This is a genomic window from Microvirga sp. KLBC 81 (genome assembly GCF_003075415.1).
Lineage (GTDB): Bacteria > Pseudomonadota > Alphaproteobacteria > Rhizobiales > Beijerinckiaceae > Microvirga.
The window spans coordinates 198,916-214,293 of record NZ_QDAH01000001.1; the positions used below are offsets into that span (position 1 = coordinate 198,916).

At 64.6% G+C, this 15,378-nt stretch carries 14 protein-coding genes; 10 read left to right on the forward strand and 4 right to left on the reverse strand.

Going from position 1 to position 15,378, the window contains the following annotated elements; genetic code table 11:
• Window positions 1–160 precede the first annotated feature (160 nt).
• Genes msrB through DC522_RS00965 form a run of 3 tightly spaced genes read left to right on the forward strand, consistent with a single transcriptional unit; the run spans window position 161 to window position 2,060 of the window.
• Window positions 161–664 carry a peptide-methionine (R)-S-oxide reductase MsrB gene (msrB, locus tag DC522_RS00955; RefSeq protein ID WP_116526814.1) on the forward strand — a complete coding sequence of 168 codons (504 nt, stop codon included), beginning with the start codon at window positions 161–163 and terminating at the stop codon, window positions 662–664.
• Between the two features lie 8 nt (window positions 665–672).
• Window positions 673–1,839, forward strand: coding sequence for a DUF3095 domain-containing protein (locus tag DC522_RS00960; protein ID WP_116526815.1), 1,167 nt, complete (start codon window positions 673–675; stop codon window positions 1,837–1,839).
• A gap of 41 nt (window positions 1,840–1,880) precedes the next feature.
• Complete coding sequence (locus DC522_RS00965) at window positions 1,881–2,060, forward strand: hypothetical protein (RefSeq protein ID WP_116526816.1); 180 nt, start codon at window positions 1,881–1,883, stop codon at window positions 2,058–2,060.
• Here the strand turns inward: DC522_RS00965 and DC522_RS00970 are convergent.
• The 3 genes from DC522_RS00970 to DC522_RS00980 all read right to left on the reverse strand — a co-directional run bounded on the left by DC522_RS00970 (window position 2,057) and on the right by DC522_RS00980 (window position 5,386).
• Window positions 2,057–3,028 carry a bifunctional riboflavin kinase/FAD synthetase gene (locus DC522_RS00970; RefSeq protein ID WP_116526817.1) on the reverse strand — a complete coding sequence of 324 codons (972 nt, stop codon included), beginning with the start codon at window positions 3,026–3,028 and terminating at the stop codon, window positions 2,057–2,059. The two genes, DC522_RS00965 and DC522_RS00970, sit on opposite strands and share 4 nt — an antisense overlap.
• Before the next feature lie 46 nt (window positions 3,029–3,074).
• The gene (locus DC522_RS00975) at window positions 3,075–3,956 is read right to left on the reverse strand and encodes a TIGR01459 family HAD-type hydrolase (protein WP_116526818.1); all 882 of its coding nucleotides are present in this window, start codon (window positions 3,954–3,956) and stop codon (window positions 3,075–3,077) included.
• A 65-nt stretch (window positions 3,957–4,021) separates the two neighbouring features.
• A complete protein-coding gene (locus DC522_RS00980) occupies window positions 4,022–5,386 on the reverse strand; it encodes an EAL domain-containing protein (RefSeq protein ID WP_133239200.1) in 1,365 nt (454 codons plus the stop codon).
• A 162-nt stretch (window positions 5,387–5,548) separates the two neighbouring features.
• On the opposite strand from DC522_RS00980, the gene DC522_RS00985 reads away from it, so the two are divergent.
• The 7 genes from DC522_RS00985 (at window position 5,549) to DC522_RS01015 (ending at window position 12,723) form a co-directional block, all read left to right on the forward strand.
• Entirely contained in the window at window positions 5,549–5,770 is a 222-nt protein-coding gene (locus tag DC522_RS00985) for a heavy-metal-associated domain-containing protein (RefSeq protein ID WP_116526820.1), read from the forward strand.
• 103 nt (window positions 5,771–5,873) lie between these two features.
• Entirely contained in the window at window positions 5,874–7,220 is a 1,347-nt protein-coding gene (locus DC522_RS00990) for an aspartate aminotransferase family protein (RefSeq protein ID WP_116526821.1), read from the forward strand.
• Window positions 7,221–7,545: 325 nt separating this feature from the next.
• Window positions 7,546–9,030: a histidine--tRNA ligase gene (gene hisS, locus DC522_RS00995; RefSeq protein ID WP_116526822.1), complete on the forward strand. Its 1,485-nt coding sequence runs from the start codon at window positions 7,546–7,548 to the stop codon at window positions 9,028–9,030.
• A 72-nt stretch (window positions 9,031–9,102) separates the two neighbouring features.
• Complete coding sequence (locus DC522_RS01000) at window positions 9,103–9,549, forward strand: hypothetical protein (RefSeq protein ID WP_116526823.1); 447 nt, start codon at window positions 9,103–9,105, stop codon at window positions 9,547–9,549.
• Between the two features lie 336 nt (window positions 9,550–9,885).
• Window positions 9,886–10,980 (forward strand): ATP phosphoribosyltransferase regulatory subunit, encoded by a 1,095-nt coding sequence (locus DC522_RS01005; RefSeq protein ID WP_116526824.1) that lies wholly within the window; start codon window positions 9,886–9,888, stop codon window positions 10,978–10,980.
• Complete coding sequence (gene hisG / locus DC522_RS01010) at window positions 10,980–11,954, forward strand: ATP phosphoribosyltransferase (RefSeq protein WP_116526825.1); 975 nt, start codon at window positions 10,980–10,982, stop codon at window positions 11,952–11,954. The genes DC522_RS01005 and hisG overlap by 1 nt, the downstream gene beginning before the upstream one ends.
• 277 nt (window positions 11,955–12,231) lie before the next feature.
• Window positions 12,232–12,723, forward strand: coding sequence for an META domain-containing protein (locus tag DC522_RS01015; protein WP_116526826.1), 492 nt, complete (start codon window positions 12,232–12,234; stop codon window positions 12,721–12,723).
• 319 nt (window positions 12,724–13,042) lie between these two features.
• On the opposite strand, the gene DC522_RS01020 is transcribed toward DC522_RS01015, so the two are convergent.
• The gene (locus DC522_RS01020; RefSeq protein WP_116526827.1) at window positions 13,043–15,139 is read right to left on the reverse strand and encodes an ABC transporter ATP-binding protein/permease; all 2,097 of its coding nucleotides are present in this window, start codon (window positions 15,137–15,139) and stop codon (window positions 13,043–13,045) included.
• Window positions 15,140–15,378: the final 239 nt, after the last annotated feature.

Here is a 15,378-nt window from a genome sequence, read left to right on the forward strand (position 1 = left end):
CGCGTAGGCTGGATGCGGGCCGTGAGGTGAGCCTGAAAAACCATGGGCATGGGAGCCTTTTAGCAGTGCCGGGCTGGATAATAAAGCGTGGTGATTTGAGCAACCGCTCCCTATGTATGTGACCAGAACCGACCCCAGCCCAGAAGGTTAGGACCGACCCATGGCCGACATGACCACCACGCAAGGCAAGCGCTCCAGCGCCGGCTTCGACCTGACGCCCCCCTCTCCCGAGCAGTTCCGCCTGCTCGTGGACAATCTCGATGACGAGGAGCGCAGCGTCCTCCTGGAGCACGGGACCGAGCGCCCCTTCTGCGGCATCTTCAACGAGGCCAAGGAAAAGGGCACCTATTGCTGCCGCCTCTGCGGTCTGCCCCTCTTCAAGTCGGGTACCAAGTTCGAATCCGGCACCGGCTGGCCGAGCTTCTTCGATCCCATCGACCGCGCCCACATCGCCTTCGTGCGGGATACGAGCTATGGCATGATCCGCACCGAGATCCGCTGCGCCCGCTGCGAGGGTCATCTCGGCCACGTCTTCCCGGACGGCCCTCCCCCGACCGGCGAGCGCTATTGCATGAACTCGGTCTCCATGCGCTTCGTGGCCGAAGGCGACCCGCTTCCGGACGAGCTCGGCCGGGGCGCCCCTGAGGGCGAAGTCGTAGGTTAGGGCGCACCATGGATACGGGCGGACGGGATACCGATACGCCGGACGATGCGAGCTTCTACGCCTGTCTGCCCGTTTTCAGAACGTTCTCTCAACTGACCGACCCCGCCATCTACATGCCCCTGCCGGATGGCTGGGTCCTGGGCCTCAGCGATATCGTGAACTCCACCGCCGCCATAGCGGCGGGGCGATACAAGGAGGTCAACACGGCGGCGGCCTCCGTCATCGCAGCCATCTCCAACAGGTTGGGCGGCCACGATTTTCCCTTCGTGTTCGGTGGCGATGGCGCGAGCTTTGCCGTGTCGCCCGAGCAGGCATCCCTCGCCCGCGAGGTGCTGGCTGCCGTGGCGACCTGGGCACGGGACGCCTTCGGCTTCGAGTTGCGCGTGGCCCTCGTGCCGGTCTCGACCATCAGGGCGGAAGGCTACGATGTGCGGATCGCGCGATTTGCCGCCTCGCCCGATGTCACTTACGCCATGTTCTCCGGTGGCGGGTTGGCCTATGCCGAGCGGCGGATGAAGGAAGGAGCCTTTGCGGTGCCGTCCGCCCCGCCTGGCGCATTGCCGGATCTGACGGGCCTCTCCTGCCGCTTCGACGAGTTGCGCTCCGAGCGCGGCGTTATCCTCTCTCTCATCGTGATCCCGGCTCCAGGCGGCGACCAAGCCACGTTTGGGAGGCTCATCACCGAGATTCTCACCCTGGCCGATAACCCGCGCGAAGCCCGCAAACCCATTCCTGATGGCGGTCCGCCGCTTGCCGGACCGTTCAAAGGCTTCGGGATCGAAGCCAAGACCGTGAAGCAGGGCAGCCTCGCCGCCAAGGCGCAACTGGCGGCCAAGCGCCTGATAGCGTTCCTGATCTTCAAGGCCGGGCAGCCCATCGGCGGCTTCGACCCGGTGCTTTATAAGGACCAGCTCGTCGAGAACACGGATTTCCGCAAGTTCGACGATGGACTGCGCATGACGCTGGATTGCACGCCCACCCTTGCGGATCGGCTCGAAAGCCTGCTCGCACGGGCTCAAGAGAACGGGATCGCGCGCTATGGCCTGCACCGGCAACAGGCCGCGCTCATGACCTGCTTCGTGCCCTCGCCCACCCGGAGCGATCACGTTCATTTCGTCGATGGCGCGATGGGCGGCTATGCCATGGCGGCGCGGGCGCTGAAGCCTGTCGTGTAACTTTCCTGCAGTCATCCCGGGGCTGCGCAGCAGAACCCGGGGTGGTTTTCAAAACAAAGCTCGATGTCATCACCGGCCCTGTGCCGGTGATCTCGATTGGAGAAGCGCAGCTCTTTTCAGTTCGGGATGGCCGGGACAAGCCCGGCCATGACGAGGAGAGTGTCTGTCATACGATCCCGGATCGTCGCTGCGCTCTGTCCGGGATGACGGCTTGGGGTTAGTCGATCATCGACAGGGTTCGATCCCCGGCAAGCATCCGCTTGGCCTCCTCCGAATCCCGGTCCATCTGCGCGATCAGCGCCTCGATCCCGTCGAAGCGCTCCTCGCCGCGGATCCAGCCGATGAACTCCACATCGAGCGCCTTCCCGTAGAGATCGCCCTTGAAGTCGAAGAGATGCGTTTCGAGCAACGGCGCGCCGTTGTCGAAGGTCGGGCGGCGGCCGAAGCTGGCGACGCCATCGACCGGCTTGCCGTTCACCGAGGCGCGCACCGCATAGATGCCGTGCCGCAGCCGGCAATCGTCGGGCAGACGCATATTGGCCGTGGGATAACCGAGTTCCCGACCCCGCTTGTCGCCGTGCCGCACCTCGGCGCGAACGAACCAGCGATAACCCAGCAGCTTGTTGGCCTTGGCAATATCGCCCGCCTCCAAGGCCGTGCGAACGGCGCTGGAGGAAACCGGCTCTGAACCTTCCACGACGGCCGGAGCAATGAAGCAATCGAGCCCGAACTTTCGACACAGCTCGCGCATGCGCTCGGGGTTGCCCTCGCGCCCGCGTCCGAAATGAAAGTCGTGACCGATGACGACACCTGAGAGTTCGAGGTCCCGCGCCAGCAGACTCACGAACTCTTCCGCGCTGAGAGCAGCGAGCGCGTGATCGAAGCGCCGCACGAAGGCGCCAGCAAGACCAAGGCGCCCGAAGATCTCCAGTTTCACAGCCTCGGGCGTGATGCGAAACAGCGGCTTGTCCGGCTGGAAGAAGCTGCGGGGATGCGGCTCGAAGGTGAGAGCAGCGGCGGGCTTGCCGGAGCGCAGGGCCATGTCCAGCAGAGAGCGATGCCCGCGATGCACTCCGTCGAAATTGCCGATGGCGGCCACAGCTCCTTTCAGCCTCTCAGGCACAGGCTCGCCATCGCGGCAGACCGCGAAGGAGGACGGGACCGGAGGAAGAGGCTTGTCGGAGGGCATGGAGCGGGTCTCTACCTCAACCGATAGCTGGGTCAAGGGAGGGGTTTCAAGCCCCCCAGGCGAGCACGTCCATGATGGCGGTCGGCGTGACGGGCTGGCGGTCGACCCAATCCTGCACGTGATCGGACACGAGATCGCCCCTATGCAGGCCAAGCTCCTCCGCGTGAATGCCGCGCGCGATCAGCAGGGAGTCGATGCCGAACCCGGAAGCCCCCGCGATGTCGGTGCGGATCGCGTCGCCCACAGCCAGCACCCGCTCCTTCGGAATGGAGCGATGGCTCAAGCCGGAGGCGATGGCGAGCGCCTTCTCATAGACCGGCGCGTGGGGCTTACCCGCATAGAACACCGTGCCGCCCATCTCCTCATAGGCGAGCGCAATAGTGCCTGCGCAGGGCAGGATCATGTGGCCGCGCTCCACGATGAGATCGGGATTGGCGCAGACCATCAACAGGTCACGGCGATGCATGGCCTCAAGCCGCGCGCGGTAGTTCTCGACCGTCTCGCGCTCATCGTCATCGAAACCGGAGCAGACCACGTAATCCGCCTCCTCGATCGAGCCGAAGCGCACGTCGAGGCCGTTGTAGAGCGGCATGTCGCGCGGGGGGCCTATGTGATTCACCACCTTGTCGAGGCGCTCTTCGATGGCAAGCCGCGTCAGGTCGCCGGAGGTCACGATCGCATCGTAAGCCGTGCGCGGGACCTTGAAGCCGTCGAGCTGCGTGCCCACCGCAGAACCGGGCCGCGGCGCGTTGGAGACGAGGACGACGCGTCCGCCCTTTTGGCGAAAACGCGTCAGGGCATCGCCTGCGGCCTCATAGGCCTTCACGCCGTTGTGCAGGACGCCCCAGACATCGCAGAGAATGAGGTCGTAGCCGTCGGCAAGAGATTTCAGGCCCTCGACGAGAGCGGGACGGGAAGAGGCTGTCATAGGATCTCGCTGGTGATGAACCCGGGCGGGTAGGCCCTTGCGGCCCTTAAGTCAACCAGCCCGGTTCAACCGGCGCGTCGCAAAAGCCGTTGTGTGCTCTCTGAGGATGCCTGCGGAGCGGCTGCGCCCAGCACCTCGGCCTTGATCGCGCGCGGTGCGGCAAAGACGAAGCCTTGAGCCAGCGGCACGCCGATCTCGGCAAGCACCGGCACCATCTCCTCGCGCTCCACATGCTCGGCCACGAGCCGGATGCCCTCGCGGCGCAAGGCCGAGGCGAAGTCGCGCACGCCGAGCTCCGGGCTCAAGCGATGGTGCTCGTCCTGCTCGGCGGCGACCAGAAGCTCGGCCGGAAGCTTCACGAAGCGCACGCCGAGATCGGCAAGCTCTCGCGCGTCGAAGCGGAGATCGGTGGCCGCGTCGAGGGAGAGCGGCACGCCTTTGTCACGCAGGATCCCCAAGGCTGCCTTCCGGTCGGTATCGAGTTCGCGCCAGCATTCCTGCGGGAGTTCGAGCACCACCTTGCCGAGCGTCTCGGGCGCCGCATCGACCAGCCCGGTGAGCGACCAGAGAAAGCCCGGCTCTCGGACCGAGTACGGCGTCAGGTTCACGCTGACGATGGCCTCGCTGCCTTTGGTGATGAGGTGGTAGGCCACGGCCATGGCGCGGCTCAGGACCCGGCGGTCGAATTCCGGCGCGCGGCCCAGGCGCTCGAGAGCGCCGAGAAATTCAGAGGGGCCGAGCAGCGTGCCGTCAGCCAGACGCAGGCGCGCCAGGGCTTCGTAGAAACGGATCCTGCGCTGAGGCAGAGACACGATCGGCTGCAGATGCAGCTCGATGCTGTCGGTCTCGAAGGCCTGGGTGATCAGGCGCATGCGACGCAGCTCTTCGTCTGCCGCCTTGCGGGGCGCAGGCTGCGGGGCGGGCGAGCTCGCGGCGGCAGGCGTCGGGATCGCGGTCTGGGGCAGAAGAACGGGCGCAACCCGCTCCTGCTGCGGTTCCTCCGCCTTCGGAGCGCCTTTAAGGCTTCCCTTCAGCTCGGCCACATCGCGGTTCTGGGCGGCGACGTTCTTGGCAAGCTCACGCACCACGCCGCCGAGAAGGCCTACCGTGCCGGTGACCTCCGCCATGGTCGTGCGAAGTTCAGGAGGAGCCGCAGGATTCGTCTGCAGGAGCTGCTCGAGCTTGGCCAGCCGCTCGTTCACAACGGCCAGGTCCTCCCTCGCGAGCTGCGCGATCATCGACGCCTCCTCGGCCTTTTTCCACACCAGAACGAGGCCGGCGGAAGCCGCAATTCCCAAGAAGGCGACAAACGGCACGACAGCGGCAGCCGGCAGGAAGCCGACGGCTGCGCCCGTCATGGCAAGGCTTGCGAGCGCAAGAGCGAACAATTTCGCCCTCAGCTCCTTATCGATGTGAACGTTATCGGTCACCACGGGTGCCCCCGCTCCCCTGGTTCGGCAGAACGAAGCGAATCGGTAATGTAACGTTGTTGTACAGCCTGAGTTTCACGCCACAAACGCTACTGTACCGAAATCGATAACTTTACCGCCCTTCTGTTGCCGGAAGTGCACAACTTTGAATGGGACACTCGAATGGAAGAACCCCGCAAGGATCTGCTGATGCAGGTGGAAGGAATGACCTGCCAGGGCTGCGTCAATGCGGTCACCAAGGCGATCCAGCGCCTGGACCCCGACGCCAGGGTCGATGTGGATCTGGAACATGGCCGCGTGCATGTGATCACCAAGGCTCAAAGCGTCGAGGTGGCCCGCGCGCTCGATGCGGCGGGCTACGAAGCTCATGCCATGACGGGCTGATGCGTGGCTTGCGTCACGCTCATGGACCGCTCCCAAAGTTCCTTTTGCGGCTTTTGAGAACGGCTGATAGGCTCCCCCGGCCAAGTCATCCTCGGGGAATACAATGACCGCTCAGTCTCGGGCCGCTAACGACGTTTCTTCGCCTAACGATCTGGACGCCTGGTGGCTCCCGTTCACGGCCAACCGATCTTTCAAGCAGCGGCCCCGCATGATCGCCCGTGCCAAGGGCATGTACTACTACACGCCCGACGGACGTGAGGTGATCGACGGCGCGGCCGGCCTCTGGTGCTGCAATGCCGGCCACAACCGCGACGAGATCACTGCCGCCATCCAGGCTCAGGCTGCGGAGCTCGATTACTCTCCCGCCTTCCAGTTCGGCCATTCGAAGGGCTTTGCCGCCGCTTCCCGCATCGCCCAGCTCGCTCCGGGCGACCTGAACCACGTCTTCTTCTGCAACTCGGGCTCCGAGGCGGTGGACACCGCTCTCAAGGTCGCCCTCGCCTATTGGAACGTGCGCGGCCAGGGCAGCAAGACGCGCCTGATCGGGCGCGAGCGCGGCTATCACGGCGTCGGCTTCGGCGGCATCTCGGTGGGCGGCATCGTGAAGAACCGCCAGTTCTTCGGCACCCTGCTCGCAGGCGTCGACCACCTGCCCCACACCTACAACCGCGCCGAGCAGGCCTTCTCCCGCGGCGAGCCCGAATGGGGGGCGCATCTCGCGGACGAGCTCGAGCGCATCGTCGCCCTGCACGATGCTTCCACCATCGCTGCCGTGATCGTGGAGCCGATGGCCGGCTCGACCGGCGTGCTGCCGCCTCCGAAGGGCTATCTGCAGCGCCTGCGCCAGATCTGCGACAAGTACGGCATCCTGCTGATCTTCGACGAGGTGATCTCGGGCTTCGGCCGCCTCGGCACCGCCTTCGCGGCCGAGCGCTACGGCGTGATCCCGGACATGATCACCTTCGCCAAGGGCGTGAATTCCGGCACCGTTCCCATGGGCGGCGTGATCGTACGTGATGGGCTCTACAACACCTTCATGCAGGGCCCGGAGCACATGATCGAGCTGTTCCACGGCTATACCTATTCCGGCCACCCGCTTGCCTGCGCCGCGGCGCTTGCCACCCAGGACATCTACCGGGACGAGAAGCTGTTCGAGCGTGCAAAGCAGCTGGAGCCGGTCTGGGCCGATGCGATCCACTCGCTCAAAGCCCTGCCGAACGTGCTCGACATCCGCACCATCGGCCTCGTCGGCGCCATCGACCTCGCCTCGCGCCCGGACGCCGTCGGAGCCCGTGCCTTCGAGGCCATGGACCGCGGCTTCACCGAATACAACCTGATGATGCGCATCACGGGCGACACCATCGCCCTGTCGCCGCCACTCATCATCACCGAGGAGCAGATCGGCGAGATCGTCGACAAGCTCACCAAGGTGATCAAGGCGGTGGCGTAAGGCCGAACGGCCTTCAGCGCCATACTCTTAACTTTATCGTCATGGCCGGGCTTGTCCCGGCCATCTCGCTTTTGAAAGGCACCGCGCCTCTCATCATCGGGATCACCGGCACAGGGCCGGTGATGACGAAGAGGATGTCATTCCCGGCCGGAGCATCAGCGGAGGGGAAGGGAATCCATGATCGAGCGCGATCTTTTGGATCCCCTTCCCTCGCCTTTGGCTCGCCGGGGATGACACGAAGGAGCAAACCGAACCCTTGCCCCTCTGGCGCGCACGGGTTAGGACGCAGCACGTTTTTCTTAACTAAACGGCTGCTGTTTGAACCATGTCCAAGGCCGACAAGATCAAGGCCCGCGCGCCGCGCGGCTTTGCCGACCGCATTCCCGCCGATCTTTCCGCCACCGAGCGCATGCTGGCGGCGATCCGCGAGTCCTATGAGCTTTACGGCTTCGAGGGCGTCGAGACGCCCTTCGTCGAGTACACAGACGCGCTCGGCAAGTTCCTTCCCGATCAGGACCGCCCGAACGAGGGCGTGTTCTCCTTCCAGGACGATGACGAGCAATGGCTGTCGCTTCGCTATGACCTGACGGCGCCGCTCGCCCGCTATGTGGCCGAGAACTTCGATGCTTTGCCTAAGCCCTATCGCAGCTATCGCGTGGGTTGGGTGTTCCGCAATGAGAAGCCGGGCCCAGGCCGCTTCCGCCAGTTCATGCAGTTCGACGCCGACACGGTGGGTGCCGCCTCCGTCGCGGCGGATGCGGAAATCTGCATGATGGCCGCCGACACGCTGGAGAAGCTCGGCCTCAGGCGCGGCGACTACCTGATCAAGGTCAACAACCGGAAGGTTCTCGACGGCGTGCTGGAGGCCATCGGCCTCGGCGGCGACGAGCATGCCCACCAGCGCCTGATCGTGCTGCGCGCCATCGACAAGCTCGACCGCCTGGGTCCTGAAGGCGTGCGTCAGCTGCTCGGCCCAGGCCGCAAGGACGAGAGCGGCGATTTCACCAAGGGCGCGGAGCTTTCTCCCGATGCCATCGAGCGCGTGCTGGCCTTCACCGCCGCCAAGGGCGCGGACAATGCGGCGACGGTCGAGAACCTTCGCGGGGTCGTGGGCTCCTCGACCCGTGGCGTCGAGGGTGTCGACGAACTGGCGGAGATTGCCACGCTGGTCGCCTCCTCGGATTACGAAGACCGCGTGACGATCGATCCTTCCGTCGTGCGCGGCCTCGAATACTACACCGGCCCCGTCTACGAGGCGGAACTCACCTTCCAGGTGCAGGACGAGGACGGCCGCCCCGTGCGCTTCGGCTCCGTCGGCGGCGGCGGACGCTATGACGGCCTCGTGGGCCGCTTCCGCTCCGAGCCCGTTCCGGCGACCGGCTTCTCCATCGGCGTGTCGCGCCTGCTCTCGGCGCTTCAGATGATCAAGAGCCCCATCGTTTCCGGTGTAGAGAAGCCCGGCCCGGTGGTGGTGCTCGTCATGGACAAGGACCAGATCGCCGCCTACCAGCGCATGGTCTCGACCCTTCGCCAGGCCGGCATCCGCTCCGAGCTCTATCTCGGCTCCTCGGGCATGAAGGCGCAGATGAAATATGCCGACCGCCGGCAGAGCCCCTGCGTGATCATCCAGGGCTCCAACGAGCGCGAGCGCGGCGAGGTGGAGATCAAGGACCTGATCGAGGGCGCCAAGGCGGCCGAGGCCATTGCCTCCAACGCCGAATGGAAGGCCGCGCGCCCGGCGCAGTTCTCGGTATCCGAGGACAAGATCGTGGACGCCGTCCGCGAGGTTCTGGCGCGGCATTTCGGATAAGCCTGAAGCCGCCTGGAACCCCCGCCCTTTCCTCCGGGTTGTCTCCTGAAGCTTGACTATCAGGAGACACCAATGGCGAAGGCCAAGAACAAAAAGAAATCCGGGAAATCAAAGAGCACGGGTACGCAGCTCTCCAAGTCTCTGCAAAAAACCGCCAAGAAATCGGGCCTGACGGATCTGATCAACTCGGATCTGGGCCGCGAAATCCTGGCCGATGCCCTGATTGCCGCCGCCGGGGCCGCGGCTGCGGTCCTGACCAAAACCCGCCCGGCAAGGCAGGCAGGGGCGGCGGTTGCAGATGCAGGCTCGCAAGCCGCCGACATGACCCAGACCGCGGCAGGCGCGGTCGCGAGCGTCGTGACGGAAGCAGCCCGTCAATTCCTCCCCGCCAGCATCACGGGTGAAGGAGGAGATACAGGCACGGGCGAGACTAAGAAGGTCAAGTACGTCCACCGCTCCAGCGATCACAGCAAGCGCAAGACCTCGAAAGCCAAGAGCGACACCGCCCACGAGGAGTGATCCTTCGCCCACGTCATCCCAGACGGAGCGCGGCGGAGATCCGGGATTGCTCTCAGAATTAAGCTCCGTGTCATCACCGGCCTTGTGCCGGTGATCCCGATTATTGAGGCACGGCGCTTTTCTTTACCGGGATGGCCGGGACATGCCCGGCCATGACGAGGGGTGTCAGGCACAGGGGAAGCCCGTATCCCGTTCTGGACACGTCCCGGGCCCCGCTCCGCGGCCCCGGGATGACACCACCCTGCCCTTCCGTTCACCCTTCCGGCTGAAAACGGTCGCCTTCCTGGCCCGGCATTGCTAGAGAGCATGCCGGATCAAAGGATTTGAGCGACGCCAGTGACGGAGACGGATGCCATTGTTGCGCTGATCGCGCTTTTCGAGCGCGAGGGCTATGCGCGTGTCGAGCCGCCGGTTCTGCAGCCGGCGGACGTGTTCATCGACCTCTCGGGCGAGGACATCCGGCGGCGCATGTTCGTGACGCAGGACGCCTCGGGCGCAGAGCTGTGCCTCAGGCCCGAATACACCATTCCCGTCTGCCTCCAGCATCTCTCCCATCGCGGAACCGAGCCCTCCGGCTATTCCTACGGCGGCCCCGTCTTCCGCATGCGCCCTAACGAGAGCGGCGAGTTCCTGCAGGCCGGCATCGAGTCCATTGGTCGGACAGATATCGCCGCGGTCGACGCGGAAATCCTCGGCCTTGCCTTGGACGGCTTGGGACTCATCGGCAGCCCTGTTCCCATCGTGAAGCTCGGCGACATGGGCCTGCTCCATGCCCTCATCGATGCGCTCGGCATCGCTCCTGCCGCGAAGCGCCGCGTGATCCGCGCCATCGTGTCCGGCCAGGGGCTGGCGAGCCTTTCCGAGACGGACGGCCCGGGCCAGCAGGAGCATGCAGGCCTTCTCGCCGCCATCGAAGGCCAAGCGCCTCAGGCGGCCAAGGCCTTTGTGGAGGACATTCTCTCGATTGCCGGCATCGCCACCGTCGGCGGCCGCAGCGCGGGCGAGATCGCCGAGCGCTTCCTGGCCCGCGCGGCCAACCGCACCGTTCTGTCGAACGAGGCCCGGCAGGTTCTGGAGCGCTACCTCACCATCTCCGGCGACCCGGACCAGGCGGCGGATGCCGTCCGGCTCCTCGCCAGGGATGCGGGGCTCGATCTCGACCCGGCCATTGGCCTCTTCGAGGAGCGCACCGGCTTCATGGCCGCGCGCGGGCTCGATGTGAGCGCCTTCTCGTTCACCGCCACTTTCGCCCGTAATCTCGACTACTACACGGGCTTCATCTTCGAGGTGCAGGACCCGCGCCGCAGTGACGGCAAGCCCATCGTGGGCGGCGGTCGCTATGACCGGCTGCTGGAGCATCTCGGATCTGAGGGCCCGATCCCGGCAGTCGGCTGCTCCTTCTGGCTCGACCGTATCGTGGGGAGGCCCTGATGACCGATTCCCCTCTCATTCTAGCGGTGCCCTCCAAGGGCCGCCTGCAGGAAAACGCGGCTGCATTCTTCGCCCGTTCCGGCCTCGTCTTCTCCCAGTCGCGCGGCGCGCGCGATTATCGCGGCACGCTCAAAGGGGTGCCGGACGTGGAGGTGGCGTTCCTCTCGGCCTCCGAGATCGTGACGCAGCTCGCCACCGGCTCCGTGCATCTCGGCATCACCGGCGAGGACCTGATCCGCGAGCAGATCGCGGATGCGGACCAGGCTGTCGAGTTGCTTACTCCGCTCGGCTTCGGCCATGCCAATGTGGTGGTGGCCGTGCCGCAGGCCTGGATCGACGTGCGAACCATGGCCGATCTCGATGAGGTCGCAGCGGACCTTCGCGCCCACCATGGCCGCAAGATGCGGGTGGCCACGAAATACGTGAACCTCACCCGCCGCTTCTTCGCCGAGAAGGGCATCGCCGATTACCGGATCGTCGAGAGCCTGGGCGCGACGGAGGGTGCGCCTGGCGCGGGCTCGGCGGAGCTGATCGTGGACATCACCACGACCGGCGCGACACTCGCTGCCAATGCCCTCAAGATCCTCGACGACGGCGTGATGCTGCGTTCCGAGGCCAATCTCGTCGCCTCGGTTCGTGCGCCTTGGACGACCAAGGCCCGCGCGGCTGCGACCGCCGTTCTGACGCGCATCGCGGCCGAGGAAGAGGCACGGGAAAGCCGCGAGATCCGGGCGGCCCTCGATCCGGCCAAGGCCCACGCTTTCTCCGCGCTCGCGCGGGATTTCGGCGCTACGCAGCCTTATGGCAATGCCCTGGGCCGGGAGGTGGTGCTCCATTGCCCGGCATCGGCGATGTTCGATATCGTGGCGGCTCTTCAGGGGATCGGGGCGCATGACATCACGGTCCGCACCTTCGACTACCTGTTCCGTCCCACCAATGCTCTCACCGAGCGGCTTTTGCAGCGGATCGGCTGACAGTTCTTCAAGTTGAGACCTCTTTAAGCGAGGCTTCAGCTTGCCTGTGGCAACAACCGCTATAGCGCATCGTGCGGACCCGAAGGGCCGCGTCAGCGAAAAGTGGCCCCGGTTTTCCGCTGAAAACGATGCGCTCATCAAAGAAGAGAGCATCGGGGCAATCCCAAAAGTGCATTCCACTTTTGGAACCGATGCTCTAGGACAATATCGCTCAAGGCGTTGCCTCTACGGTCAAGGCCTCTTATGGTGCCGGCGTTTTTACGATGAAGAGGTTCCGATGAACGCCCTTCGATTGGCAGCACTTCTGGCGGCTCTCGCCACTGTCTCCGCGGCTCAAGTTTCAGTCGCCGATGCCCAGACGGCCGCGACTCTCGGCCGGCCAGCAGGCCCGACCCGTCAAGTGGATCCCAAGGTTCCGCAGCCGGGCGCTCAGGGCAAGACCTTCCCTCTGAACTCGTCCTGGATTGCCGTGAGCCTGAACAACAAGCCCTTCTCCGGGGAGCGTCCGACCTTCAAGCTCGACGACCAGCTTCGCGCGACGGGCTTTTCCGGCTGCAACACCTACTCGACCACCGCCTATCCTCTGCGCGAGCAGGGACTGGCAGTCGCCCCCTTCGCCTTGTCGAAGCGGAGCTGCGACAAGGGAGCCATGGCCATCGAGAACGCTTTCCTGATGGCGCTGCGCAGCTCCGGCAAGTGGGACATTCAGGGCCCTACCCTGATCATCCGCAGCCAGACCGGCGAGCTGCGCTTCGAGCGCGCGCTGTAGGAAGAGCACGACTTCTCATGCAAAAGGCCGGCAGCGATGCCGGCCTTTTTCTTTTAGAGCATCGTGCGGAAAAGTGGACCCGGTTTTCGCTGACGCGGACCTCCGGTTCCGCTCTCAACGATGCTCTCATTCAAGGAGAAAGCATCGGATGGGTCCCAAAAGTGCAAATCCACTTTTCACGTCCGAGGCTGTAGTCCTCAGATGTCATCACCGGCCTTGTACCGGTGATCTCGATTGATCGGGACGCCGTACCTTTCTGATCGGGATGGCCGGGACTGAGCCCCGGATCAAGTCCAGGGACGGCCATGACGTGAAAGATCTACTCAGCCGGCTGAGGCTGCATCAGGTCCACAGGGGTCGAGAGACCATTCTCCGCCCGTTTCAGGTCGATGCGTCTGTCGTGATAGGCCGCAAGCGTCGAGCGGTGGCCGATGGAGACCACCGTCGTCTGCGGCAGCTTCTCCTTGATCACCTGATAGATCTCGGCCTCCGTCGGCTCGTCGAGCGCCGCCGTGGCTTCGTCGAGGAGCAGCCAATCGGGCTTGGCGAGAAGGGCGCGGGCGACCGCGAGACGCTGCTGCTCGCCGAGCGAGAGGGTCTGACCCCAGGCGCGCTCTTCGTCGAGCCTGTCCGCGATCTGCGGGAGTTTTGCGGCGCGCAGGGCATCGGCGATTGCGGCATCGGGGTAGGCCTGCCCGTGCGAGGGATAGGTCACCGCTTCGCGCAGGGTGCCGATGGGAATGTAAGGCCGCTGCGGCAGCAGCATCATGCTCTGGCCCTGCGGCACCAGCACCTCGCCCTCGCCGAAGGGCCAGATTCCGGCGATGGCGCGGAACAGAGTCGATTTGCCGGAGCCGGACGGCCCCGTCATCAGCGTGCGCTCGCCGGGACGGAAAGCGAGACCATCCGCGTGCATCAGAGCGCGGCCGTCGGGCAGGCGCACATTGAGATTCTTGAGGCGCAGCTCACGGTTTGCCGCAGGCGTGACCGCAAGCTTGCTCTCGCCGCCGATACGCTGCGCCGATGCAATGGCCCCTTCGAAGGTGGTGAGACGATCGAGCACCGCCTTGTAGTCGGCCAGCGTGGTATAGATCTGGATGAAGTAGGTGAGCGCCGATTCCACGCGCGAGAAGGCACCGACCACCTGCTGCATCTGGCCGAGCGAAATCTTGCCGATGAAGTAGTAAGGCGCGGTGAGGATGTAGGGCACCACCACGTTGGCCTGGAAGTAGGCCGACGTGAAGGTGTTGAGCTTGATGAGGCGGATCACGATCCGCATGTAGTTGTCGACGATCTGGCCGAAGCGCCTGCCAAGCCCCTCCTGCTCCGCAGGCTCGCCGGAAAGGAGCGCTACCTGCTCCGTGTATTCGCGCAGACGCGCAAGGGAGAAGCGGTAGTTCGCCTCCACCCGCTCCTGCTCGAAGTTGAGGGCGATCAGGGGACGGCCGATGAGATGCGTGACCCAGGTGCCGAGAATGGCATAGCCCGCGCAGACCCAGACCAGCAGACCGGGCACTTCGACATTGGTGCCGGGGAAGGTGAAGCCCGCCGAGATCGTCCACAGGATCGCGACGAAGGACACGAGCGTCGCCGCCTGGTTCATGAGGCCCACGGACAAGGAATAGGTGCTTTCCACGAACTTGCGCAGATCTTCCGAGATGCGCTGGTCCGGGTTGTCCGCGCCGCGTCCCATGATTTGCATCCGGTAATGTGCGCCATCACCCAGCCACTCGCCGACATAGTAAGTGTTGAGGAACGCGCGCCAGCGGATGGTGAGCACGTTCTGCAGCAGCACTTCTGTCAGCGCGATGGCGACGAAGACGGCGGCCAGCGGCGTGAAGATGATGAAGAGCTGATACCAGAAGGCTGCGGCATCCTTGGCCTCGAGCGCATTGAACATGTCGCGCGAGAAGAAGCTGAGGCGGACATTGAGTGCGACCTGGGCGAGATTGATCGCGATGAGAATGGCGATCATCCACGTGCCGATTGTTCCCTCGCGGGCCCGCACGAGACCGATGAAAGGAATACGGATGATGCTGTCGGCCTGGGAGTCGAGATAACGATCGGCAATGCGGCAGACGGTCTGGACCACACGCACATAGGACAAGCCGTATATGAGAGCTCCGAACGCCGTGGCGCCCAGAGCGGCGGAAGGCGGCGGGACATAGCCCGTGTAATCACCCGTGATCGCTCCGAGCGTGGCCCCGAGAATGAGCAGGACGAGCACGAGATGCGTCGCGGCGATCATCACCAGGAAGATGCGCAGGAATTTCGGGATGTCGCGGCCGACCATCAGAATCCCGGCCAAGGCCAGGGTGGACAGCGGCAGATAGAACGGAACCTGGACCGCTCCGGACACGGAAGCGCCCAAGACGCCCAAACCCACGAGTGCCAGCGCAATGCTCGCCTTGATCATTCTTTTCTCCTGACGGGGAATCGCTCTTCGGCTCCATAGGAACATAGGGGAGCCCGATCAACCGCGCTCATGGCGAAAGCAAGGAGAAATGTCCGCCTCAAAGCGGCGATCCCCGGTTTGTGATGTCGCGGCTGGAGGATAAAGGGGCGCTTTTGCACCGCCAAGGACGTTCTTCAGAACAGATGATCCTGTTTAACGAACAATTCAGTTGACATAGAGAACGCCATATCCCATGTGTC